The sequence below is a fragment of the Tessaracoccus sp. MC1679 genome (assembly GCF_014164775.1).
In the GTDB taxonomy this organism is placed as follows: domain Bacteria; phylum Actinomycetota; class Actinomycetes; order Propionibacteriales; family Propionibacteriaceae; genus Arachnia.
On sequence record NZ_JACJGB010000008.1, the window covers coordinates 42,215 to 67,263 of the forward strand.

General features: G+C 69.6%; 25 protein-coding genes and 1 pseudogene. 16 read left to right on the top strand and 10 right to left on the bottom strand.

The genetic code is table 11. The features are described 5' to 3' along the window. Positions 1–41: 41 nt before the first annotated feature. The 5 genes from H5398_RS13685 (at position 42) to rocD (ending at position 4,377) form a co-directional block, all read left to right on the top strand. Positions 42–413, top strand: coding sequence for a PadR family transcriptional regulator (locus H5398_RS13685; protein WP_182800393.1), 372 nt, complete (start codon positions 42–44; stop codon positions 411–413). Further along, a complete protein-coding gene (locus tag H5398_RS13690; protein ID WP_182800394.1) occupies positions 410–1,780 on the top strand; it encodes a permease prefix domain 1-containing protein in 1,371 nt (456 codons plus the stop codon). The genes H5398_RS13685 and H5398_RS13690 overlap by 4 nt, the downstream gene beginning before the upstream one ends. A gap of 117 nt (positions 1,781–1,897) precedes the next feature. Beyond that, positions 1,898–2,149, top strand: coding sequence for a DUF1048 domain-containing protein (locus H5398_RS13695; RefSeq protein WP_220489499.1), 252 nt, complete (start codon positions 1,898–1,900; stop codon positions 2,147–2,149). Between the two features lie 138 nt (positions 2,150–2,287). Next, complete coding sequence (gene ddaH / locus H5398_RS13700) at positions 2,288–3,139, top strand: dimethylargininase (RefSeq protein ID WP_182800395.1); 852 nt, start codon at positions 2,288–2,290, stop codon at positions 3,137–3,139. After that, on the top strand, positions 3,136–4,377 hold the full coding sequence (gene rocD / locus H5398_RS13705; protein WP_182800396.1) for an ornithine--oxo-acid transaminase: 1,242 nt from the start codon (positions 3,136–3,138) through the stop codon (positions 4,375–4,377). The genes ddaH and rocD overlap by 4 nt, the downstream gene beginning before the upstream one ends. A 73-nt stretch (positions 4,378–4,450) precedes the next feature. On the opposite strand, the gene H5398_RS13710 is transcribed toward rocD, so the two are convergent. Then, complete coding sequence (locus tag H5398_RS13710) at positions 4,451–6,109, bottom strand: FAD-dependent oxidoreductase (RefSeq protein ID WP_182800397.1); 1,659 nt, start codon at positions 6,107–6,109, stop codon at positions 4,451–4,453. A gap of 129 nt (positions 6,110–6,238) precedes the next feature. Here H5398_RS13710 and H5398_RS13715 point away from each other — a divergent pair, with 129 nt between their 5' ends. Continuing rightward, positions 6,239–7,651, top strand: coding sequence for a nitrogen regulation protein NR(II) (locus H5398_RS13715; protein WP_182800398.1), 1,413 nt, complete (start codon positions 6,239–6,241; stop codon positions 7,649–7,651). Positions 7,652–7,782: 131 nt separating this feature from the next. Here H5398_RS13715 and H5398_RS13720 read toward each other — a convergent pair whose 3' ends face one another. Beyond that, a complete protein-coding gene (locus H5398_RS13720; RefSeq protein WP_182800399.1) occupies positions 7,783–8,304 on the bottom strand; it encodes a hypothetical protein in 522 nt (173 codons plus the stop codon). 453 nt (positions 8,305–8,757) lie between these two features. On the opposite strand from H5398_RS13720, the gene H5398_RS13725 reads away from it, so the two are divergent. From H5398_RS13725 to H5398_RS13735, 3 genes are read left to right on the top strand one after another with little or no spacing between them, the layout of a single operon-like run. Beyond that, a complete protein-coding gene (locus H5398_RS13725) occupies positions 8,758–9,522 on the top strand; it encodes a 3-ketoacyl-ACP reductase (protein WP_182800400.1) in 765 nt (254 codons plus the stop codon). 10 nt (positions 9,523–9,532) lie between these two features. Continuing rightward, entirely contained in the window at positions 9,533–11,656 is a 2,124-nt protein-coding gene (locus tag H5398_RS13730) for an FAD-binding protein (protein WP_220489465.1), read from the top strand. 9 nt (positions 11,657–11,665) lie between these two features. Beyond that, positions 11,666–12,847 (top strand): MFS transporter, encoded by a 1,182-nt coding sequence (locus H5398_RS13735; protein ID WP_182800402.1) that lies wholly within the window; start codon positions 11,666–11,668, stop codon positions 12,845–12,847. Here H5398_RS13735 and H5398_RS13740 read toward each other — a convergent pair. Next, positions 12,809–13,705 carry a gamma-glutamyltransferase gene (locus H5398_RS13740; protein ID WP_182800403.1) on the bottom strand — a complete coding sequence of 299 codons (897 nt, stop codon included), beginning with the start codon at positions 13,703–13,705 and terminating at the stop codon, positions 12,809–12,811. The genes H5398_RS13735 and H5398_RS13740 overlap by 39 nt on opposite strands. Before the next feature lie 234 nt (positions 13,706–13,939). Between H5398_RS13740 and H5398_RS13745 the strand changes: the two genes are divergently transcribed. From H5398_RS13745 to H5398_RS13770, 7 genes are all read left to right on the top strand, one after another. Beyond that, complete coding sequence (locus H5398_RS13745; protein ID WP_182800404.1) at positions 13,940–15,184, top strand: ATP-binding protein; 1,245 nt, start codon at positions 13,940–13,942, stop codon at positions 15,182–15,184. 146 nt (positions 15,185–15,330) lie between these two features. After that, positions 15,331–15,516, top strand: coding sequence for a heme-binding protein (locus H5398_RS16890; protein ID WP_220489467.1), 186 nt, complete (start codon positions 15,331–15,333; stop codon positions 15,514–15,516). Further along, a complete protein-coding gene (locus H5398_RS17875) occupies positions 15,492–15,635 on the top strand; it encodes a heme-binding protein (protein WP_220489501.1) in 144 nt (47 codons plus the stop codon). The genes H5398_RS16890 and H5398_RS17875 overlap by 25 nt, the downstream gene beginning before the upstream one ends. Before the next feature lie 379 nt (positions 15,636–16,014). Beyond that, the gene (locus H5398_RS13755) at positions 16,015–16,965 is read left to right on the top strand and encodes an ABC transporter ATP-binding protein (protein ID WP_182800405.1); all 951 of its coding nucleotides are present in this window, start codon (positions 16,015–16,017) and stop codon (positions 16,963–16,965) included. Continuing rightward, positions 16,965–17,777: an ABC transporter permease gene (locus H5398_RS13760; RefSeq protein WP_182800406.1), complete on the top strand. Its 813-nt coding sequence runs from the start codon at positions 16,965–16,967 to the stop codon at positions 17,775–17,777. The genes H5398_RS13755 and H5398_RS13760 overlap by 1 nt, the downstream gene beginning before the upstream one ends. 10 nt (positions 17,778–17,787) lie before the next feature. Beyond that, positions 17,788–18,930 carry a sensor histidine kinase gene (locus H5398_RS13765; protein ID WP_182800407.1) on the top strand — a complete coding sequence of 381 codons (1,143 nt, stop codon included), beginning with the start codon at positions 17,788–17,790 and terminating at the stop codon, positions 18,928–18,930. Next, positions 18,927–19,532: a response regulator transcription factor gene (locus tag H5398_RS13770; protein WP_182800408.1), complete on the top strand. Its 606-nt coding sequence runs from the start codon at positions 18,927–18,929 to the stop codon at positions 19,530–19,532. The genes H5398_RS13765 and H5398_RS13770 overlap by 4 nt, the downstream gene beginning before the upstream one ends. Before the next feature lie 17 nt (positions 19,533–19,549). Here H5398_RS13770 and H5398_RS13775 read toward each other — a convergent pair whose 3' ends face one another. The 7 genes and pseudogenes from H5398_RS13775 to H5398_RS17885 all read right to left on the bottom strand — a co-directional run. Next, positions 19,550–20,533, bottom strand: a complete 984-nt coding sequence (locus tag H5398_RS13775) for a nickel transporter (protein ID WP_182800409.1) — start codon at positions 20,531–20,533, stop codon at positions 19,550–19,552. Then, positions 20,530–21,204 carry an urease accessory protein UreD gene (locus H5398_RS13780; RefSeq protein ID WP_182800410.1) on the bottom strand — a complete coding sequence of 225 codons (675 nt, stop codon included), beginning with the start codon at positions 21,202–21,204 and terminating at the stop codon, positions 20,530–20,532. Before H5398_RS13780 ends, H5398_RS13775 begins: the two co-directional genes overlap by 4 nt. A 109-nt stretch (positions 21,205–21,313) precedes the next feature. Continuing rightward, a complete protein-coding gene (ureG, locus tag H5398_RS13785; RefSeq protein WP_370585763.1) occupies positions 21,314–22,042 on the bottom strand; it encodes an urease accessory protein UreG in 729 nt (242 codons plus the stop codon). After that, positions 22,035–22,700 (bottom strand): urease accessory protein UreF, encoded by a 666-nt coding sequence (locus tag H5398_RS13790; protein ID WP_182783255.1) that lies wholly within the window; start codon positions 22,698–22,700, stop codon positions 22,035–22,037. The genes ureG and H5398_RS13790 overlap by 8 nt, the downstream gene beginning before the upstream one ends. Then, positions 22,700–24,403, bottom strand: a complete 1,704-nt coding sequence (locus tag H5398_RS13795) for an urease subunit alpha (RefSeq protein ID WP_182783254.1) — start codon at positions 24,401–24,403, stop codon at positions 22,700–22,702. Before H5398_RS13795 ends, H5398_RS13790 begins: the two co-directional genes overlap by 1 nt. Next, entirely contained in the window at positions 24,400–24,750 is a 351-nt protein-coding gene (ureB, locus tag H5398_RS17880; RefSeq protein ID WP_255443770.1) for an urease subunit beta, read from the bottom strand. Before ureB ends, H5398_RS13795 begins: the two co-directional genes overlap by 4 nt. Next, positions 24,748–25,044, bottom strand: a pseudogene (locus tag H5398_RS17885) (urease subunit gamma); the annotation flags it as partial. The gene ureB and the pseudogene H5398_RS17885, both read right to left, overlap by 3 nt. Positions 25,045–25,049: the final 5 nt, after the last annotated feature.

Consider the following 25,049-nt stretch of genomic DNA (forward strand, 5'->3'; position numbering starts at 1 on the left):
GCTGCGATACCTTGCAGCTCTAGGCTACAAAGGAGCGCATTGTGAGGGTAGGCAAAGACCTGGTGGCCGCGGCGGCGACGCCGCTCGTGCTGGGGATCCTCGCCGAGGGCGAGTCATACGGGTACGCGATCCTGAAACGTGTGGGCGAGTTGTCCGGCGGCGAACTCGCCTGGACCGAGGGCATGCTCTACCCACTCCTTCACCGCCTCGAGCGCCTCGGCTACGTCGAGGCCGGCTGGCACACCTCCACCGAGGGGCGCCGGCGCAAGCACTACCGGATCACGGCCGACGGCAGGGCCGCGTTGGCCGAGCACGGTGAGCAGTGGCGCGTAGTGAGCGAGGCGCTGCGGCAGGTGTGGACCGCAGCGGCCGCCCACCCCGGCAGCCTCGTCGTGGGGGGTGCCCCCGCATGAGCGCGCAGCACATCCCCGGCGTCGAGGCGCGCATCGAGTCGTGGCGCGGCTTCGTCGGACGCCGCGCGGCGATCAGCACGGCCGACGTCGACGAGCTGGAGTCGCACCTGCGCGACGAGATGGCCGACCTGCGCGGCGTCGGGTTGTCCGAGGACGAGGCGTTCCTCATCGCCGTCGGGCGCCTGGGAGAGGTGGACGCGCTGTCGCGCGAGTACGCCCAGGAGCACTCGGACAGGCTGTGGAAGCAGTTGGTGGTGGGCTCGGCGGACTCCGCCACCGACGGTCGACGGGGGCTCGGGGTGGCGCTGGGCCTGGGTGTCGCGGCGGCTGTCGCGGTGAAGGTCCCCGCGCTGTTCGGGATCGGGCTGGAGGAGAATCCGGAGCACTACGTCAAGAACCTCCCCCTCCTGGTGCTGCCCTTCCTGGCCGGCTTCTTCGTGTGGCGCGCCGCCGTCGAGCCGCGGATGCGGGCCCGACTTCTGGCGCTGGTGGGCGTGGCGGTGGCGGCATCCGCGCTGGTCCTGAACCTCTACCCGTTCGCGGGCGAGTCTGCGACCGAGATCCTGGCCGCACTCCACCTCCCCGTCGCCCTGTGGTTGCTGCTCGGGGTGGCCCATGCCGGCGGAGACTGGCGCTCAGAACGGGCCAGGATGGACTACGTCCGGTTCACGGGCGAATGGTTCATCTACTACGTGCTGATCGGGCTCGGCAGCGGCGTCCTGCTCGGGCTCACCGCGGGCGTGTTCAGCACCATCGGGGTGGACACCGAGACCGCCATCTTCTCGTGGGTCCTCCCGTGCGGCGCGGCCGGGGCCGTGCTGGTGGCGGCCTGGCTGGTGGGCGCCAAGCAGGGCGTCATCGAGAACATGGCACCAGTCCTGACAAGGGTGTTCACGCCCCTTTTCGCCGTGATGCTGCTGGCGTTCGGGGCGGCCGCGATCTGGCAGGGCGACCTACGCACCGTGGACCGCGAGCTGCTCATCGTCTTCGATCTGGTGCTCATCGTGGTGCTGGCACTGCTGCTCTACTCGGTGTCGGCCCGCGACCCGCTGACCCCGCCGGGCGCCTTCGAGTGGCTTCAGGTTGTGCTGCTCGGAAGCGCGATCGTCGTCGATGCCTACGTGCTGGTGGCGATGCTGGGCCGCATCGGCGCCTTCGGGTTCAGCCCCAACAAGGTGGCCTCGCTGGGCTTGAACGCACTGCTGCTGGTCAACCTCGTCGGGTCCGTGGTCCTGCTGGTCGGCTTCCTGCGGGGTCGTCGCCCCTACGCCGATCTCGAGCGTTGGCAGACGGGCTATCTGCCGGTGTATCTGGCCTGGGCGGTCGTGGTTGGCGTGGCGTTCGGGCCGGTGTTCGCCTGGGCGTGATCCAGGATGGCTCAATGGTTGTCGCGAGCCGCGACGACCAGGCCGCGCACCACTTCGACGAGCGTCCTGATGGGTTCGGGCTCGGTTCCCGAGCCTTGAGCCAGCGCCGCGAAGGCGCTGCAGCGGTATCTCACGTACTACGGGGGCGTCACCGACGGCGCCACCCTCATGACGATGATGGGCGACCATGTCGAGCTCTGGGAACGCGCCGCGGTGGACGGCACGCCGGTGCGCGCGATCGTGGGCGAGGACCCCGTCGAGTTCGCCGAGACATTCGTTCAGGCCTACAGCGGCCGGCAGTGGATCGACAGGGAACGCGCCCGCCTGATCGAGGCGATCGACGGCGCGGAGCGTGGAGGATCGAAATGAACCTCCTGGGAGGTGCCCGTTCGATGGAATAATGGAGCCAGGCGTGCTCGTGTCGCCTCTCCTCGCGGCCAGGCCGCGGGTCGAAGTGCCGCCGGGCCCCAGGACAGCGTCCGCCGTCCGCACTCGGTGGGGAGCGAGATGCCTTCTCAAGACCGGATCCAGCAGCGACGCCGGTACCTGATGTGCCGGCCGGACTACTTCACAGTCAACTACGAGATCAATCCCTGGATGAACCGCACGCGCGCGACCGACACGGCCAAGGCGGTGCGGCAGTGGCAGGCGCTCCACGACACGTACCTGGGCCTCGGTCACGAGGTCGACCTCATCGACCCGATCCCCGGCCTGGACGACATGGTCTACACGGCCAACGGGGGACTCGTCATCGACGGCGTGGCCCTGGGCGCCCGGTTCGCCGTCGGTGAGCGGCGGGGTGAGGAGCGCCCGTTCCGGGAGTGGTTCGCGGCCCACGGGGTCGACGTCGTCGAGCCGTTCGCCATCCAGGAGGGCGAGGGCGACCTCCTGCTGGTGGGCGAGACGATCCTCGCCGGCTACGGCTTCCGGTCCCAGCTGGACAGCCACGCCGAGGTCGCGGACGTGTTCGGACGCGAGGTCGTCTCGCTGCGGCTGGTCGACCCCACCTACTACCACCTCGACACCGCCGTCTGCGTCCTCGACCCGGTGCAGGGCCCAGGTGGTGTCGAGAAGGCGAACATCGCCTACCTGCCGTCGGCCTTCGACCAGCGCGGCCAGCGCGAGCTCCTCGAGCGGTTCCCAGACGCGATCCGCGTCCCCGCCGCCGATCCCGCGAGCCTCGAGCTCAACGCGGTTAGCGACGGCCGCAACGTCGTCCTGTCGCCGCCCGTCACCCGCCTCGACGCCCAGTTGCGCGAGCGCGGCTACCACCCGATCCACGTCGACGTGTCCGAGCTGCACCTCGGCGGCGGCGGGATCAAATGCTGCACCCTGACCCTGCGAGGAGGCAGACCATGAGCACCAAGACGAATCCCGACACAGCGACGACGCACTTGATCCACGAGGAAAGCGAGCATCTGGCACACAACTACGATCCACTCCCGGTGGTCGTCTCGACCGCCGAGGACGTCTGGGTGACCGATGTCGAGGGCAGGCGCTACCTCGACCTGCTGTCGGCCTACTCCGCCCTCAATTTCGGGCACCGCCACCCCGAGCTGGTGACAGCGGCCGTCGCGCAGATCGGTCGGGTCACCCTGACCAGCCGGGCGTTCCACAACGACCAGCTCGGGGCCCTCGCCACGGCCCTCGCCGAGCTGTGCGGCAAGGACCTCGTCCTACCGATGAACACCGGCGCGGAAGCCGTCGAGACCGGCATCAAAGCCGCCCGCGCCTGGGCCTACCGCGTCAAGGGGGTGCCCACCGACGCCGCACGGATCATCGTGGCCGCTGGCAACTTCCACGGCCGCACCACCACCATCGTCGGGTTCAGCGACGACCCCCTCGCCCGGGACGGGTTCGGGCCGCCCACCCCCGGTTTCGACATCGTGGCGTACGGCGACTCTGCGGCGATCGAGGCGGCCATCGACGACCACACCGCAGCCGTGCTCATCGAGCCCATCCAGGGCGAGGCCGGCGTCATCATCCCGCCCGAGGGCTACCTGCGTGAAGTCCGCGAGCTCTGCACGCAGCACAACGTGCTCCTCATCGCCGACGAGATCCAGTCCGGCCTCGGCCGCGTCGGGACCACCTTCGCGTGCGACCGCGAAGGCGTCGTCCCCGACCTCTACCTGCTGGGCAAGGCACTCGGCGGCGGCATCCTGCCCGTCTCGGCCGTCGTCGGCAACCGCGACATCCTCGGCGTGTTCCGGCCCGGCGAGCACGGGTCGACGTTCGGCGGGAACCCGCTCGCCGCGGCCGTTGGGCTGCGCGTGGTCGAACTGCTCCGCACCGGCGAGTTCCAGGAGCACGCGACGGCCCTCGGGCATCACCTCAAGGCCCTCCTCGACGACCTGCTGGGCCACGGCCTGACCGAGGTCCGGGTGGCCGGCCTCTGGGCGGGCGTCGACGTCGAGGCGTCGCGCGGCACCGGACGCGACGTCGCGCAGAGGCTCCTGACCCGCGGCGTGCTGGTCAAAGACACCCACGGCCAGACCATCCGCATCGCACCGCCCTTGACGATCCAGTCCGCCGACCTGGACTGGGCGGTCGAACAGCTCAAGCTCGCCCTGGGGTCGAGCCGACCGCCCCGAACGTGAGGCCGGAGGAGCTAGCTGGCAGGTCTGATACCGACTACGGGACCAGACCTGCCAATGAGCCGCCGGGTTGTGGTCAGAGGCCCACACTCGTGCGGTACTGCCAGACGGTGAGCACCGCGGATGCGCCCTCGCCGACGGCCGTCGCAACTCTCTTTGCGGACCCGTGACGGACGTCGCCGACCGCGAAGACGCCTGGGACGCTCGTCTCGAGCAGGAACGGGTCGCGTTCGAGGGGCCAGGCGCAATCGTCCTGACCTGCCACATCCGGGCCGGTCAGGACGAACCCGCGGTCATCACTGGCGATCACACCCGTGAGCCACTGGGTGCGTGGCCGTGCGCCGATGAAGACGAAGAGCGCGGAGGCGGGCACGCTCCCGGTCTCGCCGGTGGCGCCGTCGCGGATGAGGAGCTGCTCGAGGTGATCCTCACCGCTGGCCCCCACCACGCTGGCGCCCAGCCGGACGGTGATGTTGGAGGTGTGCGCGATCTGTTCGACGAGGTAATGCGACATTCCAGCCGCGAGGCTCTGCCCGCGGACGAGCATCGTGACGCTGCGCGCCACGGTCGACAGGTGCATCGCGGCTTGTCCGGCAGAGTTCGCCCCACCGGCGACGAAGACGTCCTCCCCGGCGGTCGCGGACACCTCGGACAGTCCGGCACCGTAGTAGACGCCCCTGCCCACGAGCTCGTCCAGGCCGGGCGCGTCGAGCCTCACGTAGGACACACCGGTGGCGAGGACGATCGAATGGGCGCCGAGCTCGGTCCCGTCCGACAGGCTCACTCCCAAGGACCCGGGGGTGGTCCGCAGCGCTGAGACCTCCTGCGTCAGCAACAGCTCGACGCCGAAACGCTTGGCCTGTGTCGTCGCCCTGCGGGCCAGGTCGCCGCCGGACAGCCCAGACGGGAAGCCGAGATAGTTCTCGATGCGCGAGCTCATCCCCGCCTGTCCACCGGTGGCCTCCCGTTCGACGAGGACGGTGCGCAATCCCTCGGACGCGCCGTAGACCGCAGCCGCCAGGCCGGCGGGGCCACCGCCGACGATGAGCAGATCGTAGACCGGCACCTCGGCGTGGCCGCGCAGCCCCAAGGTCTCGGCGATCTGCTCGGCGGACGGCTGCTGCAGCACGACTCCGTCGGGGAAGATGACAACCGGGGACTGCGCACCCTCACCGACGAGGGCGAGCAGCTCCGCGGCGTGGGGGTCGGTGGCGAGGTCGAACCACTGATAGGGCACCTGATTTCGGGCCAGGAAGTCACGCACCGCGTGAGACTCCGCCGACCACCGGTGCCCGATCACCCGAACCCCCTCGAAAGGCGGGCGGTGAGCCGCGAGCCAGTCGTCGAGCAGGTCGTCGAGGACCGGGTACAACCGCTGCTCGGGCGGATCCCAGGGCTTGATGAGGTAGTAGTCCAGCTGGACTTCGTTGATCGCCGTGATCGCAGACTCGGTGTCGGCGTAGGCCGTCAGCAGCACCCGCTTCGCGTCGGGATAGAGCTCCTTGGCCCGTGAGAGGAGTTCCACGCCTGACATTTCGGGCATGCGCTGGTCCACCAGCAGAAGGGCGACGGATTCGCTGGCCAGCTTGAGCTGCCGCAGCACTTCGAGTGCCCGGCCGCCCGAATCCGCCCGAATGACACGGAAGCGCTCCCCGAAGCCCTGCCGAACGTCATGAGCCACTGCTTGCAGGACCTCCGCGTCGTCATCGACCGCGAGGATGATCGGTTTCGCCATTGCCACCTCCCCCGACGGCGGTCCGGTCGTCCCGGGCCACTGGTGCCGTCGCCGTTGCGTTCCTATCCTTGGACGGACTGGGCAGCGTGTCCAGTGACAATCCGGAGAACCGGGAAGGCGTGGGGCCACATGTCCGAGCCGAACCAGAACGAGGCCCACCTCCAGCTGGCCGAGAGCGAAGAGCGCTACCGGGCCGCCATCGACAACGCGCACGACATGATTCAGAGCGTCCGCCCGGATGGCACGTTCGAGTTCGTCAACAAAGCCTGGCTCGACACCCTCGGCTACACCCCGGACGAGGTGAGCGCACTGGACATGTGGGACACGATCCACGACAGCTCGCTCGAGCACTGCCAGCTCTACTTCGGCAAGGCGCTGGGGGGAGAGTCCATCCCCTACATGGAGGCGGTCTTCAGGACGAAGTCCGGAGATCCCGTGCCTGTCGAGGGAAGCGTCACGAACCGCTACATGAGCGGCACGATCATCGCCACCCATGGCTTTTTCCGCAACATCAGCGAGCGCCTTCACGCCGAGGAACTGGAGCGCCGCAACGCCGCGCTGATCCTCGACGAGAAGGCCCGCTACCTCGAAAAAATGGCCGCTCTCGGCAAGCTCTCCGCCGGGCTCACCCATGAACTGAACAATCCCGCCGCCGCGGTGAGCCGCGCCAGCGCCCGGCTCACCGCCGCCCTGGCCCAACGGGACGAAGCGCTGAACACCCTGGTCTCCCAAGGCATCACCAAGGACCAGTGCCGCCTGCTCACCGCACTCGCGCTCCCACCGGTGCCGGCAGCCGGGGAGCAGCTCGGCCCCCTCGAGCGGGACCGCCGGGAAAGTGAGATCGAGCAGGTGCTCGATGATCTCGGAGTGCCCCAGGGCTGGTCGCTGGGCCCCGGGCTGGCCGAGGCCGGGCAGACAGTTGCCTCGATCCGGGATCTCGCGGGCCAGGTGGCCGGCGCCGACCTCGTGCACATGCTGACCTGGATCAGCGCGACGAACGCGACGCGCGAGTCGGTCGAGGTTCTGGTGCGCAGCAGCCACAGAATCACCGAGATCGTCCAGGCCGTCAAGGGCTACACCCACATGGACCGCGCCGCCGAGCAGCGCGTCGACCTCCACGACGGCATTGAGAGCACGCTGACGATCCTCAACCATGCCCTGCGGGACGTCACCGTGAAGCGCGAGTTCGACCGCTCGCTTCCGCAGCTTCGGGTTCACGGCAACACGCTCAACCAGGTGTGGACGAACATCCTCGACAACGCCGCAGGCGCTACGGCCGGCTCGGGAACAGTCACGATCCGCACCCATCGCGACGGCGACCACGCCGTCGTCGAGATCGAGGACGACGGCCCGGGCGTCCCCGAGGAGGATCTTCACCGGATCTTCGAACCCTTCTTCACGACCAAGCCGCAGGGGGTCGGCACCGGCCTCGGCCTCGACACCGCGTGGCGCATCGTGACCCAGGAGCACGGCGGCACGCTCGGCGTGGAGTCGCGGCCCGGCCGCACGGTCTTCAGAGTGACCCTTCCCTTCGACACCTGAAGCAAGCACCCAACTGCGCCCGGGGCGCATCGTCGCTTCATTCTCGGAGTCGCCGGGCCGTGACTGATGCCGCGGGCGGGTCGTCACCTGCGAGGACCTGCTGACCGACACCGACGCCCTGCGCAGACCGACTACTTGACCAGCGCCTTGAGCAGGACGAGAGCCAGCCCGAGCAGCGAGGTGATGAGGGCGCCGAGGAGCCGGGCCTGCAGTCGCGGACTCCACGACGCGACTCCGAGCCAGCCGAGGATGCCGAGGACCACAACGGCAACCCAGAGGGTTCCCCAGATCGCGTTGTGGTCGCTGATGAGGTTGAACGTCCCCATGGTGAGCACCACGAGCGGGATCACCCCGGCAACGGGCATGCCCCAGGAATGATCGAGCGCATCAAGGGTGGCCTTGATCGCGCGCGTCCGCCAGGGGGTCTCGCCTTCGTACTCATCGCCGAGGTGGGCGACAGCGCCGGCGTAGACATGCGCGGCCCAGAACACCACCAATGTGGCGATCACCTTGACGAGCACGTCCCACGACGCTTCGTCGCTGTTGCCGAGGATCACGACAAGGCCGGCCACCAGGATGACGCCGTGGATGGCCGGTTCGCTGACAATGATCGTGGCGATCGATCCGCCGAGGCTGGTCCTGGCCCCGGCCATCAGGCATCACTGCCTGAGAGGAGGGGGCGGACTCGCCCGCGGCGGGCCAGAGGCGATTGGACCGACTCAGGGGTGGCGGTGCGCACGTGGGCTCCTGTCGACTGATGAGTGCACTTGCCCGTCCAGCTCAGGCCAGTGAGATGAGGGTACTGCCGCCGCCCCTGGCCCGAGTAGGACACCAGGGTCAGTTTCGCGGACCCATCCGAACCCCCTCGGGGCGGACAGCTTCGTTGTCAACAGCGGGCGTGCCCGGCACTCCCCTTCACCCGCAGCGCGACGAGGTCGTCGTCACTCTCAGTTCCTTCGTTTCTCGCGTTGTGGACGTCGACAGGTAAGGCCTTCCGCCATGGCAACACGTCATCCGAGACTCCCGCAACGGCAACGCCAGCAGCGTGACCGACTAGTCCGGGAAAACGCTTGCCAAAGCTCGTGGATCCAGCAACAATGGCGAACATGAATCGTGTCGCCGTGGTCACGGGAGGCAGCAGAGGCATCGGCCTCGGCATCTCGCAGGCCCTCATCAGCCAGAACTTCCGTGTGGCGGTGGTCGCCACCCGCCCCGAACCCGATGGCCTCATCGAAGGGCTTGGCGGGCAGGACAAGGCGGCCTACTTTCAGGGCCGGGTCGACGACGTCGACTCCCACGCGGGCCTGGTCGCAAGCATCGTCGCCCGGTTCGGCCGGATCGACGTCCTGGTCAACAACGCCGGCGTCGCACCGGAGGAACGCCGCGACCTGCTGGAGGCCACCCCTGAGAGCTACGACCGGGTGATGGGGATCAACCTTCGCGGACCCTACTTCCTGACCCAGGCCGTCGCCCGGCAGATGCTGGCTCAGGCCGTGGAGGCCGACGCCCCCGTGCGGGGCACCATCATCAACGTCTCCTCGATCTCGGCCACGACGGTGTCCATCAACCGCGGCGAGTACTGCCTCTCCAAGGCCGGCGTCTCCATGGCCACCCGGCTGTGGGCGGCGCGGCTCGCACCCGAGGCGATCCCCGTCTACGAGGTCCGCCCCGGCGTCATCGCCACCGACATGACCGCCGGCGTGACGGAACGCTACGACGCCCTGTTCGCCCAGGGCCTCGCGCCGATGCCCCGGTGGGGCCAGGCCTCGGATGTGGGCAGCGCCGTCGCCGCCCTCTCCACGGGCGCCATGCCCTACAGCACCGGAGACGTCATCCACGTCGACGGCGGCATGCACCTCCCCCGACTCTGAAGGACCTGCCGTGACCGACCCCACCCTGACCCACGTGACCCTCGGCGCAGAGCGCGTGCCTGTCATCACCACCACCACCCTGGTCATCGGCACCGGCTCGGCCGGGTACTGCGCCGCCGAGCGGCTGGCCGGCTTCGGCGCCCCCGACGTGGTGATGGTGGCTGACAAGATCCGCGCCGGGGCATCGCGCAACGCGGGCTCCGACAAGCAGACCTACTACAAGCTGACCCTGTCCGGGAGCGAGCCGGACTCGGTGCGCTCGATGGCGGAGACGCTGTTCAGCGGCGGGTCCATGGACGGTGACAACGCACTGGCCGAGGCGGCCCTCAGCGCACGCTGCTTCTACCACCTCATCGAGGCGGGGGTCCCGTTCCCGGCCAACCACTCCGGCGAGTTCGTCGGCTACAAAACCGACCACGACCCGCGCCAGCGCGCCACCTCCGTCGGGCCGTTCACCAGCAAGTCGATGGTGGAGTCTCTCGAGGCACGCATCCGCTCCCTCGACATCCCGGTCATCGGGAACTGCAGGCTCATCGACCTCCTCGCCGAGGACGGCGAGATCCGCGGGGCGCTGTTCCTGCGCACCGACGTCGGAACCAGCCGCAATCCAGCCCAGGAGGAGGAGACCGTCGAGACCAACCTGGGCGAGGTGCCAGCTCCGGAGCCGAGCGGCACCCTCGTCCAGCAACTGGCGAGGGAGACCTCGCGCTTCCTGCTGATCCGGGCCACCAACGTAGTGCAGGCCACCGGCGGCCCCGCAGGCATGTACGCCGACTCCGTCTTCCCGCACGGCCAATGGGGAGGCGCCGGAGCCGCTCTGCGCAACGGCGCCCGCGGCCACAACCTCACAGAGTGGCAGTTCGGCTTGGCGTCGATCAAGCCCCGCTGGAACGTGTCCGGGACCTACATGCAGGTGGTGCCGCGGTTCGTGTCCACGGACGCCGACGGCGGCGACGAGCGCGAATTCCTCTCCGACGTCATTGCCGACCAGAACCTGCTGGCCAGCCTCGTGTTCCTCAAGGGCTACCAGTGGCCCTTCGACATCCGCAAGGCGCGTGACGGGTCCAGCATCATCGACCTGCTCGTCTACCGCGAGACGGCCATGCGCGGCCGACGCGTCTTCCTCGACTTCCGCAGCAATCCGGCGGGCGACCTGGACGCTGCGCAGCTCGACGAGCAGGCCCGCGTCTACCTCGAGCGCGCAGGTGCGGCAGATCTCGCCGGCACCACGCCCATCCAGCGGCTGCGGCACATGAACGACCCGTCCTACCAGTTCTACCTGGGCCGCAACCCGGGCGTCGACCTGGAGAAGGACATGCTGGAGATCGCGGTGTGCGCCCAGCACAACAACGGCGGCATCGCCGTGGATGACTGGTGGCACTCCGCCGTCATCGACGGCCTGTTCCCCGTCGGCGAAGCCGCCGGGGCCCACGGCGTCTACCGTCCGGGCGGGGCGGCGCTCAACTCCGGCCAGGTCGGCGCCACCCGAGCCGCCCAGTTCATCGCCGCGCGCCGGGCGGATCCCCCCGGCGGTGACGGCTTCGATGCCGTGGCCATCCCGAGCATGGAGAGGGCGACGCGGCTGCTGGCCGACGCCGTCGAACGCTTCCGGTCAGGAGCCGAGGACAACACGGGCAGCCTGATCACCGAGGTCACCGAGCTGATGAGCCTGAACGCCGGCCTCGTGCGCTCCCGCGCGTCCGTGTTGGCGGCGCTGGAGCAGGTCACCCAGTGGCTGGCCGGCTACGAGCAGCTCATGGTCATCGACGAGTCCTCGAGGCGCAGCGTCAACCGGTTGTTCCTCATCCATGACATCCTCACGAGTCAGTACGTCTACCTTCACGCCATGAAGGACTACCTGGATCACGGCGGGAACTCCCGTGGCTCCGTGCTCTACACCGACCCCGAGGGTGAACTGCCGTGGCCGGACCAGGATCTCGGCCTGCCTGAGGAGTTCCGGTTCGTCCTCGACGCCGGAGCGCTCGACGGCGTGACCCAGGAGGTGGACTGGTCCGGCGAGGGCGTGCCGGAGTTCACCTGGCGCGACGTCCGCCCCATCCCCAGCGACGACGACTTCTTCGAAAACGTGTGGCGCAGCTTCCGCACCGACCACGGGGTCCCGACGCGGGGATAGGCTCGACGGGTGGATCATGCCGTGAACCGCGAGGCGAGGGAGCCTCTCTTCACGCCCGCGTTCATCCTTCTGGGGGTCGCGGATCTGGTCTACTTCACCGCGGTTGGGGTTTCCATCCACTCCCTCCCGCTCTTCGTGACGGGGCCTGTCGGCTCAGACGAGGCCGGGGCGGGTCTGGCGTTCGGAGCCTTCGCGCTCATGGCGCTCCTGCTCCGGCCTTTCGCCGGACGGCTGGCCGACCAGATTGGCAGGCGGCCGCTGCTGGTCGCGGGCGCGCTGGTGGGCGCTGCAGGCCTCGCGTTGATGCCCTTGACGGAGACGCTGGCGCTGGTGGTCGCGTTTCGTCTCCTCCAGGGAGTCGGCGAGGCGGCGTTCTTCGTCGCCGGTTTCGCGATGCTGGCGGACCTTGCACCTCGCGCCCGGACCGGGGAGGCGCTCAGCTACAACTCGCTGGGGCTCTACCTCGGGCTCGCCATGGGCCCTCCCCTGGGAGCGATGGTCCTGGCTGCATCCGGATTCACCATGACCTGGGTGGTGGCAGCCATTCTGATGGTCCTCGCCGCAGGCATGGCGCTGCTGCTCTCCGAGACCCACACGCCCGATCCGGCAACGGCCGACGGAGCCCGTCACCTGATCCATCTGCCGGCAGTTCCGCCAGCCTTGGGACTGATGGCCTCGATTCTCGCGGCCGGGGGCTTCATGGCGTTCGCCTCGCTGCACAGCACACGCATCGGCATGGCCAACACCAGCGCGGCCCTCACGATCTACGGTCTCGTGGTGGTGATCTGCCGTCTCACGCTGGCACGCGTTCCCGACCGGCTTCCAGCCCTGCCACTCGGGGCGGCGTCCCTGGCCGCGATCGCCGGCGGCCTTGCCCTGGTCGCGGCCTGGACCACGCCGGCGGGGCTTCTCCTCGGCACGGCAGTCATGGCCGTGGGTGTGGCGTTCAGTACCCCAGCGTTCTTCACCGCCGTCTTCTCAACCGCCGCCCCCCACCAACGTGGCGCCGCCGCCGGGACGGCCAGCGCCGCTCTCGACCTGGGCCTCGGCCTCGGCCCGTTGCTGCTCGGTCTCATCGCCCGCGACCAGGGCGTCGCCGCCGCACTGGCCGCAGCAGCGTTCCTGGCGCTGATCGGGGCAGTCTGGACCTGGTCACTGGTACTGCGGCGAGGAGAAGCGACCCCCCGCTGACCTGGCCGACAGGGGCGAGCCGTCAAGCACGTTGAGGGCGATGAGCGCGGCGATCCCCTGACCGTTCGGCGGCACCTCCCAGACCTCGTGGTCCCGGTAGCGCGCGCTGATCGGCTGTATCCATTCGCTCGTGTGCCCAGCCAGATCGTCGGCCGCCAGCCCGCCGCCGCTGGTGCGTGCGAACGACACGATCCGCGCGGCGAGTTCGCCTGTGTAGAAGTCCTCGCCGCAGCTGGCCGCGATGGCGGTGAGTGTCGCGGCCATCTCGGGGCTACGCCACAACTCGCCCACGGCGGGCGCGCGCCCCCCCGGCGCGAAGAGCGGGGCGAACCCGGACGCGCTGGGCTCGTCCTGTCGCTCGGCCGCGGCCGCCACGCCCCGTTGCCACCCCCATGCGACCACCCCCGAGACCGCGAATCCTTCGGCGGCCAGCGCGATGGCCGGCTGCAGTACGTCGGAGAAGGGCAACCGCCCGAACCGGCCGTGCAGGTCCGCCCACGCGCGAACGGCGCCCGGGACAGTCACTGCCTCCCAGCCCAGCAGAGGCATGGTCGCCCGCCCTTGGCCTCGGAGGCGGGCGGCCGAAGCAGACGCCGGAGCCCGGCCGGACCCGTTGAGGCCGTGCAGACGTTCTCCGTCCCAGACAAGGGCGAAGGCGTCCGAGCCCAACCCGTTGCTGCACGGCTCCACCACGGGAAGGCACGCCGCCATCGCCACGGCGGCATCCACCGCGTTGCCGCAGGCGCGCAGGATCGTGAGACCGGCTTCGGCGGCCAGTGGCTGCGAGGTGGCGACGGCGCCCCGGCGAGCGAACAGGGGCTGGCGGCGTCCGGGTTCCGCGAGGACTGATAGGCGCATGGCAGCGGCCTCCCGCAGTCGTGCTGGTGGTGTGGTCTATCGGCCGACACTAGCCCACCCCGCCGACGGGATGTATCGCCCAGTTTGCGGGCATTTGCCAGTGCCCTTGCCCTCTCGATTGGGCGAGGGCGGAACCTCTCTGCGAGACCCGCATCGAGAGGTCTGCTAAAATGACATCAGCATGCCTGCTGATGTGACATCAGATGGCCGGAAGGGTGAATGTCCTGAATGTCCATGAGCGTTGAAGACGTCTACATCCCGCGCTACGTCGACGGGACGCTCGACGCGCTCCTCGCGGAACTGCCAGCATTGATGCTGACCGGACCGCGCGGCTGCGGCAAAACAACCACCGCGTTGCGCAGGGCGGCGTCCGTGATGCGCCTGGACCGCCCCGATGAGGCGGCCGCATTCCGGGCAGCCCCGGACGCCGTGCTCGCCGCCCAACCCACGCCGGTCCTGATTGACGAGTGGCAGGTCGTCCCTGAGTCGATGGGTGCTGTGAAACGCGCGGTCGACGCCCGCCCAGGCGCGGGCCGATTCATCCTGACCGGCAGCATCCGGGCCAGGCTGGACTCCGCCGGCTGGCCCGGCACCGGCCGCGTCGTCCCGTTGTCCATGTTTGGGCTCACCGTCGGCGAACTCCATGACCGGCACCGGGCCAAGGTCGCTCCCGAAAGGTGGTTCAGCGACGAGGACCCACCCGTGGGCACCCTCGAGGCGGCCCCCACCCTCGTCGACTATCTCGACCACGCCCTCCGCGGCGGCTTCCCCAGCGCCGTCGGCCTCAGCGAGTTCGCACGCTCGACGTGGTACGAGGGCTACATCGACCAGCTCGTCCGCCATGATGTTGCCAACCTCGCCGAGGTCCGCTCACCGGCTGGTCTCGGCGCCCTCCTGCGGGCCGTCGCCTTGAACACCGCCGGGTTGCCGTCCCTGACCACGCTCGCCGGAGCTGCCCGAATCGACCATCGGACCGCCAATGCCTACCTGGATCTGCTTGAGGACCTGCGGATCATCGAGCGCCTCCCCGCCTGGACCGCCAACCGCTTCAACCGCATGGTCAAGACCCCGAAGTATCACATCATCGACACCGGACTAGCCGCACATCTCGCAGGAGACACCCGAACCGGCATCCTGAAGAGCGGCGACCGGATCGGCCGACTGATCGACACCTTCGTCCTGGCCCAACTCCGGCCTCTGCTCAGGCTGGCCACCCCCGCAGTCACCGCACACCACGTTCGAGACGGAAACCAGACCCGCGAGATCGACCTCCTTCTCGAATCCGCCGCCGGCCAGATCGTCGGGATCGAGATCAAAGCCGCAAGCACCCTGGAGCTCCGCGACGCCAGACATCTCGCGTGGCTTCGCGACCATATTGGAGACACGTTCCATCGCGGCATCGTCCTGCACACTGGAGCCACCAGTTACCCGCTCGGCGAACGCATTTGGGCCCTCCCCATCGCCAGCCTCTGGCAGTAACCAACTAGTGATGCCTCAAGCTCCGGCCTTGTTCCCACCGAGACCATGCCGGGTCCGGTGCGCTGGTCGCCCGGAACCGCTGCCAAGGTTTCGTCACTCGCCGGCGCCCCCTTTGCCGTTCGGCTTGAGTATGTGACGCTGGCGACATGACCGAGCAACAGCCCTTCGACGTCCTTCAGCGGTTTCCGGGCTTCGAGTTGCGCCGCTACCCGTCGCATCTGGTGGCCGAGGTCGAGGTGACCAGCTCGTTCACCGACGCCGGCAACGACGCTTTCCGGGTTCTCGTGGCCTTCATATCGGGCCGCACCTGGAGGAACTCCGCAGTGCTGTGACGAACGCCGGGCTCCAGGCCAGCGGGCCACCTCGGTTCGCCCGCTTCAACCCGCCCTGGACGCCATGGTTCATGCGACACAACGAGGTCGTGCTGCCGGTGATCGGGGATCATACTTGACCCATGTACGACCTGCTGTATCGCGGGGGGCTGACACCGTGGGTGGTCGCGGGTCGAGCCCAGGCTGACCTCGTGGCGCGCCTGCTGAGTTCCCCGACTGGCAGGTCGAGCCGGGGCAGTCCTTCGCGCTGGGGACCGGGGCCTTGCTGCGACGGGCCCGGTTCCGGGTGTTCCGCCTCACGAAGGAGGCGTGAGTCCAGGGGGATTGGGTTCTCGACCGACAATCAGCACGGCCGAGCAGGCGCACCCGACGCTCGATCGGTCCTCGACCGGTGACGTCGCAGCGGGCGCCGCACCCCACGGGCGCATGACATCTGTCATGCCGAGGTCATGATTTCGTGCACTACTGCCGCGACACCAAGGGTGCGAGCCTTGGGGTATGACCACCAGGCAGCAGACACACCACTACTCGCCCACCAGCCACGGCGCCCCCGTCCTGGCCGAGTTGCTCGGCGTCTCCAAGCACTTCGGAAAGGGCGCGGCCACGGTTCAGGCCGTCCGTGGACTCGATCTGGAGGTGCGGGCAGGCGAGCTGCTGGCCTTCCTCGGACCCAACGGGGCCGGCAAGTCCACGGCCATCGGGATGCTCACCGGCCTGACGGCACCAACATCGGGAACGGCGCGACTCTTCGGGCACGACCCCCGCGACATGCGGGCACGGCGTCGCCTCGGCACGATGCTGCAGGCCTCGGGAGTACCTGACACTCTGCGTGTGCGTGAACTCCTCACCGGGTTCCGCGGCTACTACCCCGCGCCCCTGCCCATGACGCAGGTCATCGCCGCTGCGGGTCTTGACGGGCTCGAGGACCGGATGTTCGGCGAGCTCTCCGGCGGCCAGCAGCGACGCGTGCTGTTCGGCATCGCCCTGGCCGGCGACCCGGACCTGCTGATGTTCGACGAGCCGACCACCGGCCTGGACGTGGAGGCTCGGCGAGGCCTGTGGGCCACGTTGCGCGAGCTGGCCCGGTCCGGGCGTGGCGTCGTGCTCACCACGCACTACCTCGAGGAGGCCGACGCGTTGGCCGACCGGATTGTGGTGATCGACCGCGGCGTGGTGATCGCCCAGGGAACGCCCACCGAGATCAAGGCCCTGGTGCCCGGGCGACGGATCCGTGTACAGACCTCGGTGAGCCTGTCCGTGGCTCGACAGTGGCCCGGCGTGGCCCGCGCATCACGCGAGGGAAAGTGGCTTGAGCTGCTCGTCGGATCCGCCGAGCCCGCACTTCGCGCGCTGCTCGATCTTGACCCCTCGGCCGCCGATGTGACCGTGACCGAACCAAGCCTCGAGGAGGCCTTCCTCACCCTGACCAGCGACTCGGAGGCAGCATAATGACCACCCACACTGCGACACGCACAACGACCGACGCAGGGACGCCTCGATCGCATCCTGCAAGGATCTACGTCACCGAGGCCCGCCATGAGTTCCTCAAGCTGATCCGCATCCCGATCTTCGCCGTGAGCACGATCGCCCTGCCGGTGATGTTCTACGTGCTCTTCGGGTTGGCCTTCGGCGGCGGCGAATCCCGTGGCGTCGGCGCGACCACCTACATGATGGTGACCTACGGCACCTTCGGTGTCATCGGCGCGGCGCTGTTCGGCTTCGGCGTCTCGGTCGCCGTCGAACGCGGGCAGGGCTGGATGCGGCTCAAGCGCGTCTCACCGATGCCCCCTCAGGCCTACTTCGTGGCCAAGGTCGTGATGGCCACGACAGTTTCCGCGCTGATCATCGGCGTGCTGTTCATCCTCGGGGCCACACTGGGTGGTGTGCGAATGCCCGCCACCCAGTGGATCGGCCTCGGGTTGGTGCTGATCCTCGGGGCGCTGCCCTTCTCTGCCATGGGCCTGGCTTTCGGCTACCTCGTCGGCCCGAACTCCGCACCGGCGCTGCTGAACGTGCTCTACCTGCCGATGGCGTTCGCGTCAGGGTTGTGGATCCCGATCCACCAACTGCCCGAGTTCGTGCAGGGGATCGCCCCGGCGCTCCCGCCCTACCACTTCGCCCAACTCGCCCTGGGCACCATCGGTGCCGCTGAGGGTGGTTCGCAGGCGCTGCACGTCGTCGTGCTGCTGGCCTTCACCGCGCTCTTCCTGGCCGTGGCGTTGTGGGGCTACCGGCGCGACGAGGGCCGGACCTATGGATGAGCCGCACCGGATGAGCAAGAGCCCGCCGCAGCCCTCCCGCTCCATGCGCTATGTCTGGCTGGTCTACCTCGGCGCACTGTTCTACCAGCCGGTGTTCGAACCCTCGATCGGAGCCTTGGACTGGCTGGCCGTGGTGGTGCTGATCGCGCTGTTCCTGCCGATCTACACGGCGTCGTTCCGGGCCCGCGACGACCGACGCACCCTGATCCTCGTCGCGGCCCTCGGCGCCCTGGCCTTCGCGGGTTCGCTGGTCAACAGCGGGGCCAGCGTGTTCGTGATCTATGCGGCGGCCATCGCCGGCCGCGCGTTCCGCCCGCGCCGGGCCGTCGCGGTGGTGGCCGTTCTCGTCGGGCTGGTCGCCGCGATGGCCGTGATCTCGCCGGTGCCGATGCCGTGGCGGCTGGCGGCGCTCGGCCCCGCCCTGTTCTTCACCCCGGTTGTTGGCGCGACGACCATCTTCGACGCTGAGCGGGACCGCGCGAGACGGCGCCTCCGGCGTGCCGACGAGGAGATCGAGCGGCTGGCGACGATCGCCGAGCGGGAGCGGATAGCGCGCGACCTCCACGACCTGCTCGGGCACACCCTCTCGGTCATCGTGCTGAAGTCCGAGCTGGCCGCAAGGCTGGTGCGCGCAGACCCGGACCGGGCAACGGCAGAGGTCAACGACATTCAGAAGATCGGTCGCGAGGCCCTGGGTGAGGTCCGTGCGGCGGTCACCGGATACCGCGCGCGCGGCCTCGACGCCGAACTCGACGGGGCGCGGGTGGCCCTGGAGGCGGCAGGGGTCGGCGTCGAGGTGCACGCCGACCCGACCGATCTGCGCCCCGAGCAGGAGTCCGCCCTCGCGATGGCGCTACGCGAGGCGGTGACCAACGTGGTGCGCCACGCCGACGCCGAGCGCGCCTCGATCAGCATCACCACGGTCGGCTCCGATGTTCGGCTCACGGTGACCGACGACGGCCGCGGCTCTTCGGGGCTGGCGGGATCCGGGCTCACAGGCATGCGCGAGCGGATAGCGGCCCTCGGTGGCCATGTCGAAGTGGGCGCCCCATCCGGTGGAGACGACCGGCACGGGACCGTCATCGAGGTGACGGTGCCCCTTGCTGGGACGGCCGACGACGGGCGCCGCGCGGAGGAGGTGGGTGGGCCATGACCATCACCGTGGTCCTGGCCGAGGACCAGCTCATGGTGCTCGGCGCACTGAGCACCCTCCTGGGGCTGGAGTCCGACATCACCGTGGCCGGCACCGCCTCCGACGGCGAGGAGGCCGTGCGTCTGGTCGAGACGCTGCGGCCCGACGTCCTGTTGACAGACATCGAGATGCCCAAGCTGACCGGGCTCGAGGTGGCCGCGGAGGTCCGGCGCCGGGGCCTGCCGACCCGGGTGGTCATCCTTACCACGTTTGCCCGCAGTGGGTACCTCCGGCGGGCGCTGGAGGCCGGTGCCGTCGGCTACCTGCTCAAGGACGCGCCGGCCAGCGCCCTGGCGCAGGCCGTCCGCGACGTCCACGCCGGAGGCCGCGCCGTCGATCCCCAGCTCGCCGCCGACGCGTGGGATGAGCCGGACCCGCTGACCGACCGGGAGCGCCAGGTCCTGCGCCTTGCCGGGGACGGGTTGGCCAACGGCGAGATAGCCGGGCGGCTGCATCTGTCCGAGGGCACGGTGCGCAATTACCTGTCCGAGGCGATGGGCAAGCTCGGAGCCTCCAACCGAGTGGCGGCCGCTCGCCAGGCACGCGACCGGGGATGGCTGTGATGCCCCCGGCACAGTCTTCAGATGTCTACCGGGTGGCCGAGGGACCGCCACCGCACGGCCGCCGCCGCACCCACGCCGATCAGCGCGAAGAAGACCAGCAGCCCTATGCCCGCCCAGTCGGTGTCCACGCCGGCAAGCGCGTCGATGGCGGGCAAACGGACTCCGAGATCGCTCGCCAGGCCCGCGAACGTGATCAACGAGATCGCGACGGCGGCGGCGATCGACACAGCCGTGATCACCACGTTGTAGCGTGCCCGTTTCCGGTGCTGGGCTGACGAGTACATCTTCAGCATCAGGAAGCCGTTGAGGGAGTCGCCCAGCGTCATCGCCGCCGCGAACAGGAGGGGAAGCGACAGCAGGACCAGCGGGGCGGTGCCTGCTGGGAGGCCGACAGCCAGCACGAGCACGGCCACCGACGACGCGGTATCGAACCCCAACCCGAAGAGCAGCCCGAATCCGTACACGTGCCATGGTTGACGGACCCTCGCCAGCGGCGCCAGCAGCACCCGCGACACTCCCCCATGCACGCCCGGGCCGGCGGGACCCGCCCGCCCAAGATCAGCCCACGCGCGCGCGAGGACCGGGAGGTTGGTCACGGCGATGGCAGCCAGGTACGTGGCCGCGACACCCGCACCGACAACTCCCAGCCAGTGCCGCGTCACTGAGTCCTCGTCGATCGTCGACCCGATCCACCCAGTCCCTGCGATGACCAACGCAGCAGCGACGAGCACCACCGTCGAGTGTCCAGCTGAGAACGCCAACCCCACCGCGGCCGACCGCCTCCCCTCGGCGACGAACTTGCGCGTGGAGTTGTCGATCATGGCGATGTGGTCTGCATCGACGGCGTGGCGCAGACCCAGTGCATAGGCGACGACGGCGGAGGCCACCAGCCCGGCACCTCCCGAGGCCACCCCCAGTGCCAGGAGTGCCAGCCCCAACGCATGGAGCGACGCGACGACACTCACCGTCGCCCTGCTGCCGGTCACCCCCTGCAGGCTCATCCCACGGCCCCCTCCGCGTACGCCGGTGCGGCATCGGTGTGGACCTGTTCTCCCACTGGCATCTCACTCCCCCTCGTGTCCGCCTGCCGGATGCCGTCGACGATCAGGGACGGCCGCGTGGGCCCGCGGACATCACGAGTATGCATCGTGCGCGCCAGTTGCCCGCCGCACGCCAGCTCCATCACCAGTTCGTCCGGTGCTGGGACAAGGGTCTGGGTGCCGAACGCGAGCCTTGTGCTGATCGAACGCGCCCCGCCCCGGATGAACCTCTGGTCCTCCCCCGCACCCTGGTAGACGACGTCCTCGACCAGCAGCGGAGCCTCAGCCGTCTGCACGAGGGTGTGGCTGTGCACCCGGCCACCACGTTCGCCGTGGCGCCCCAGGACCACAGTCTCATCCAGCCGGAGCCCGGCCCCGTCGGCCAGCGTGGCGCGCAGGATCCGCATGGCCTCCGCACCGTCGCTGACGATGAAGGGCTCTGCCGCCCACACCAGTGACGCCCCGGGTCCGACGTTGAGCTCAGCCATCCACGATGCCCCCTGGCCGCGACCGTCGTAGGCCACCGTTGCCGCGATGTCCTTCAGCGTCAGCGACAGGCCGTCACGCACCTCCACCGCCAGACGCACGTCGTCCCCACCGAGCAGGGTCGCCACCGTCGCCAGCAGCGACACCTCGAGATGATCCGAGCCGGCGGCGGTGATCCGGGCGCTGACCGGCCCCGTCCGGACCAGCAGCCGCGGGCGCCCGCTGCCGTCTCGGGCGGCCGTGATCCGGGTGACCTCAGTGGTGATGATGCGCCTCGCCCTCGTCGTGCGTGTGCGGGGGGAGGCCGCCGTGGGAGTGCGGGGCCATGGGGCCCGGATCGACGGCGACGTGATGACCGCTGCGGACGTGCTCCAGGGTCTCTCGCACCCAGTCGCACAGCAGGTCCACGCTCGCTTCGTCGGTCCGGCTCAGGGGGAGCACGGGGCGTCCGTCGCGGGCCTCGCGACCCTGCTCCACCATCAGTTCCGCATCCACCCCGACGTAGGGAGCCAGGTCGGTTTTGTTCACGATCAGCAGGTCAGCCCGCGAGATGCCGGGCCCGCCCTTGCGGACGACGTCTCCACCTCCCGCCACGTCGAGGACGAAGAGCTGGGCGTCGACGAGGGCGGGCGAGAACGTGGCAGTGAGGTTGTCTCCGCCCGACTCGACCAGGGTGATGTCCACCGGGTCGAAGGCAGCCTCCATCTCCTCGACGGCGACCAGGTTCATGGTGACGTCGTCACGGATCGCGGTGTGGGGGCACGCCCCCGTCTCGACGGCCCGGATGCGTTGGGGCGCCAGCACTCCGGCGCCGCGGAGCATGCGGGCGTCCTCGTCGGTGTAGATGTCGTTGGTGATGACGGCCAGCGAGAACTCGTCGCTCAGCCTGCTGCACAGCAGCCCGATGAGGGACGTCTTGCCCGTTCCGACCGGGCCGGCGACGCCGAGCCGAAGCGAACGCTGGGGATGTGTGTGGTCAGGCACTGAACAACCTCCGTGGGGTAGTGGCGTGGGCATGGATCCAGGCCTCGGTCTCGGGCGCGGATGGGCTCGGGATGTCTCTCGGGTGTGAGACCGCTGCGGCCTCTGCCGCGATGGTCTCCGCGAGGGGATGGGCGGCGATGGCCCATTCCACTGACGTGGCGGGGTCAAGCGGGAGCAGCTTCAGGGCGGCTGAGGTGATGGTCTGAATCTCGTCGTGCAGCAGCACTCGCACAGCCTGGAGCGGGTCGCAGGCCAGGATGTCGGCGAGCAGGGCCATGGCCAGGGGTCGGGTCGCGGGCACACCGGCGGCCGCGGACCGCCGGGGATCCAGCCGCTTCGCCAACCGAAGGTACCCGTGGGACGCCTGCTCCGCCGCCCGCCGCTGGACATGGCTCGGGGTGCGGGCCGACCAGTGGGCGTGCACCAGGTCCAGTCCGTAGTCGGCCCCGCGGAGGGCGCGCATGCCCAGCGCGAGGGTCGCGGCGTCCACGCGGGACACTGTCATGAGCCGGACCCGCAGGTACCCGGGCACGTCGCGGGCCTGGAGGCCCGCGAGGATCGCCGGCTCGAGGCCGGCTGACTGGGTGTGTCCCCCCACCGGCAGCCGGGCGTCACCCAGGAGGAGCGCGCCGAACGCGCCGTCCGATGCCGGGCCCATCAGAACAGCGAGTAGAGCTGCGCCAGCGGCAGCCGGTCCGCCGGCGCGGGCACCACCGTCTCGCCGTCGATCGCGATGGCGAAGGTCTCCGGATCGATGTCGATGGCCGGCGTTGCCGAGTTGTTGATCATGTCCGCCTTGCCCACCCCCCGCGTGGGCCTGACGGGTGCGAGCTCGTGCCGCAGGCCGAGCCTCCCAGCCAGTCCGGCGTCGAGAGCCGCCGGGGCAACGAACGTGAGCGAGTAGTTGGGTGCGGCGTCGGCGACGAGTGCGGGGCGCATCAGGACCGGTTGCGGGGTGGGGATGCTGGCGTTCGGGTCGCCCAGTGCTGCCCAGACGATCATCCCTGACTTGAGCACCACCGAGGGTCGGACCCCGAAGAACTTGGGTTCCCACAGGACCAGATCTGCCAGTTTGCCTGCCTCGACGGAGCCGATCTCGTGGTCGATGCCGTGGGCGATGGCCGGGTTGATCGTGTACTTCGCGACGTAGCGGCGGGCCCGCTCGTTATCGGCGGGCAGGCTCTCCGACAGCCGGCCTCGCCGCGCCTTCATGACGTGCGCGACCTGCCAGGTGCGGGTGATGACCTCGCCGATGCGACCCATGGCCTGGGCGTCGGAGGACGTCATGGAGAGGGCACCCATGTCGTGGAGGATGTCCTCGGCGGCGATCGTCGTGGCGCGGATCCGCGACTCGGCGAATGCTAGGTCCTCGGGGACGGCCGGGTTGAGGTGGTGGCAGACCATCAGCATGTCGAGGTGCTCTGCCACCGTGTTGACCGTGTGCGGGAGCGTGGGATTGGTGGAGCCGGGCAGCACGTTGGGCAGCGACGCGATCGACAGGATGTCTGGTGCGTGTCCACCCCCGGCCCCCTCGGTGTGGAACGCGTGGATGCTGCGGCCGCCGATGGCGCCGATGGTGGAGTCCACGTAGCCCGCCTCGTTGAGGCTGTCGCTGTGGAGGGCCACCTGGAGGCCGAACTCGTCGGCCGCGCGGAGCGCCGCGTCTATGGCGCCGGGGGTTGCGCCCCAGTCCTCGTGGATCTTGAGGGCGGCGGCCCCACCCCGCGCCTGCTCCGCCAGCCCCTCGGCGCTGACCGTGTTGCCCTTGCCGAACAGCAGCAGGTTGATGGGCAGATGATCGAGTCCGCGCAGCACGGTTTCGAGATGCCAGGCGCCGGGGGTGACGGTCGTCGCCTTGGACCCCTCCGAAGGCCCGGTGCCGCCCCCTCCGAGCGTCGTCAGGCCCGCGGACAGGGCCTCGTGCACCTGGCTGGTCGACAGGAAATGAACGTGCATGTCGATGCCGCCCGCGGTCAGGATCTTCCCCTCGCCGGAGATGACATCAGTGCTGGGGCCGATCTCCATGCCGGGGGTCACGCCATCGGCGATGTCCGGATTGCCGGAGTGCCCGATGGCGACGATGCGGCCATCGCGGAGTCCGACGTCGGCGCGCACGATCCCCCAGTGGTCCAGGACAACGGCGTTGGTGATCACCGTGTCCAGTGCACCGTCGGCTCGCGTCGTGGTGCCCTGTGCCATGGATTCGCGGATGGACTTCCCGCCCCCGAAGACGGCTTCCTCGCCGCCGACGGTGAGGTCGCGTTCCACCTCGATCCACAGGTCGGTGTCGCCCAGGCGCACCTGGTCCCCGCGGGTGGGACCGAAGAGGGCCGCGTATCGGCTGCGCGTGATCGAGCTCATGACTGTCCTCCATCAAGGTTGGCGGCTTCGGAGCCCTTGCGCTGGATGCCGGGGACCCGACACCGGCCGCGGAACGCCACGGCGTCGACGTCTCGCGCCACGCCGGGCTCGAATCGCACCGAAGTGCCCGACGGGATGTCCAGCCGGAATCCATGGGCGGCCTCCCTGTCGAAGTCGAGGGCGCCGTTGGTGTCGGGGAGGTGGATGTGGGAGCCGATCTGCACGGGGCGGTCACCCGTGTTGGTGATCCTGAGGCTCAGGCGCTCATCCTTGCGCCGATCGCCGTTCAGCACCACGTCGCCCTCCCCGACGCGCACGGCGCCCGGCTCGTCGCCGCCGTGGCCCAAGGGGTGGTGGAGGGTGACGAGTTTCCGCCCGTCGGGGAAGGTGGCCTCCACCTGCACGTCGTGCAACATGGCCGGCACCTCTGGCATGACCTGCTCGGCGGTGAGGACCTGGGTGCCCTCCTCCATGAGCTGGGCCACGGAGGCTCCGTCGCGCGCCCGTTCGATCACCCAGCAGCTGAGGTAGGCAACGGTCTCGGGGTGGTTGAGCCGGACGCCACGCGCCAGGCGGTCGCGCGCGACCATCCCTGCCACAGCCATGAGGAGTTTCTCCGTATCGGAGCCGATGAGGTGCATGTCTG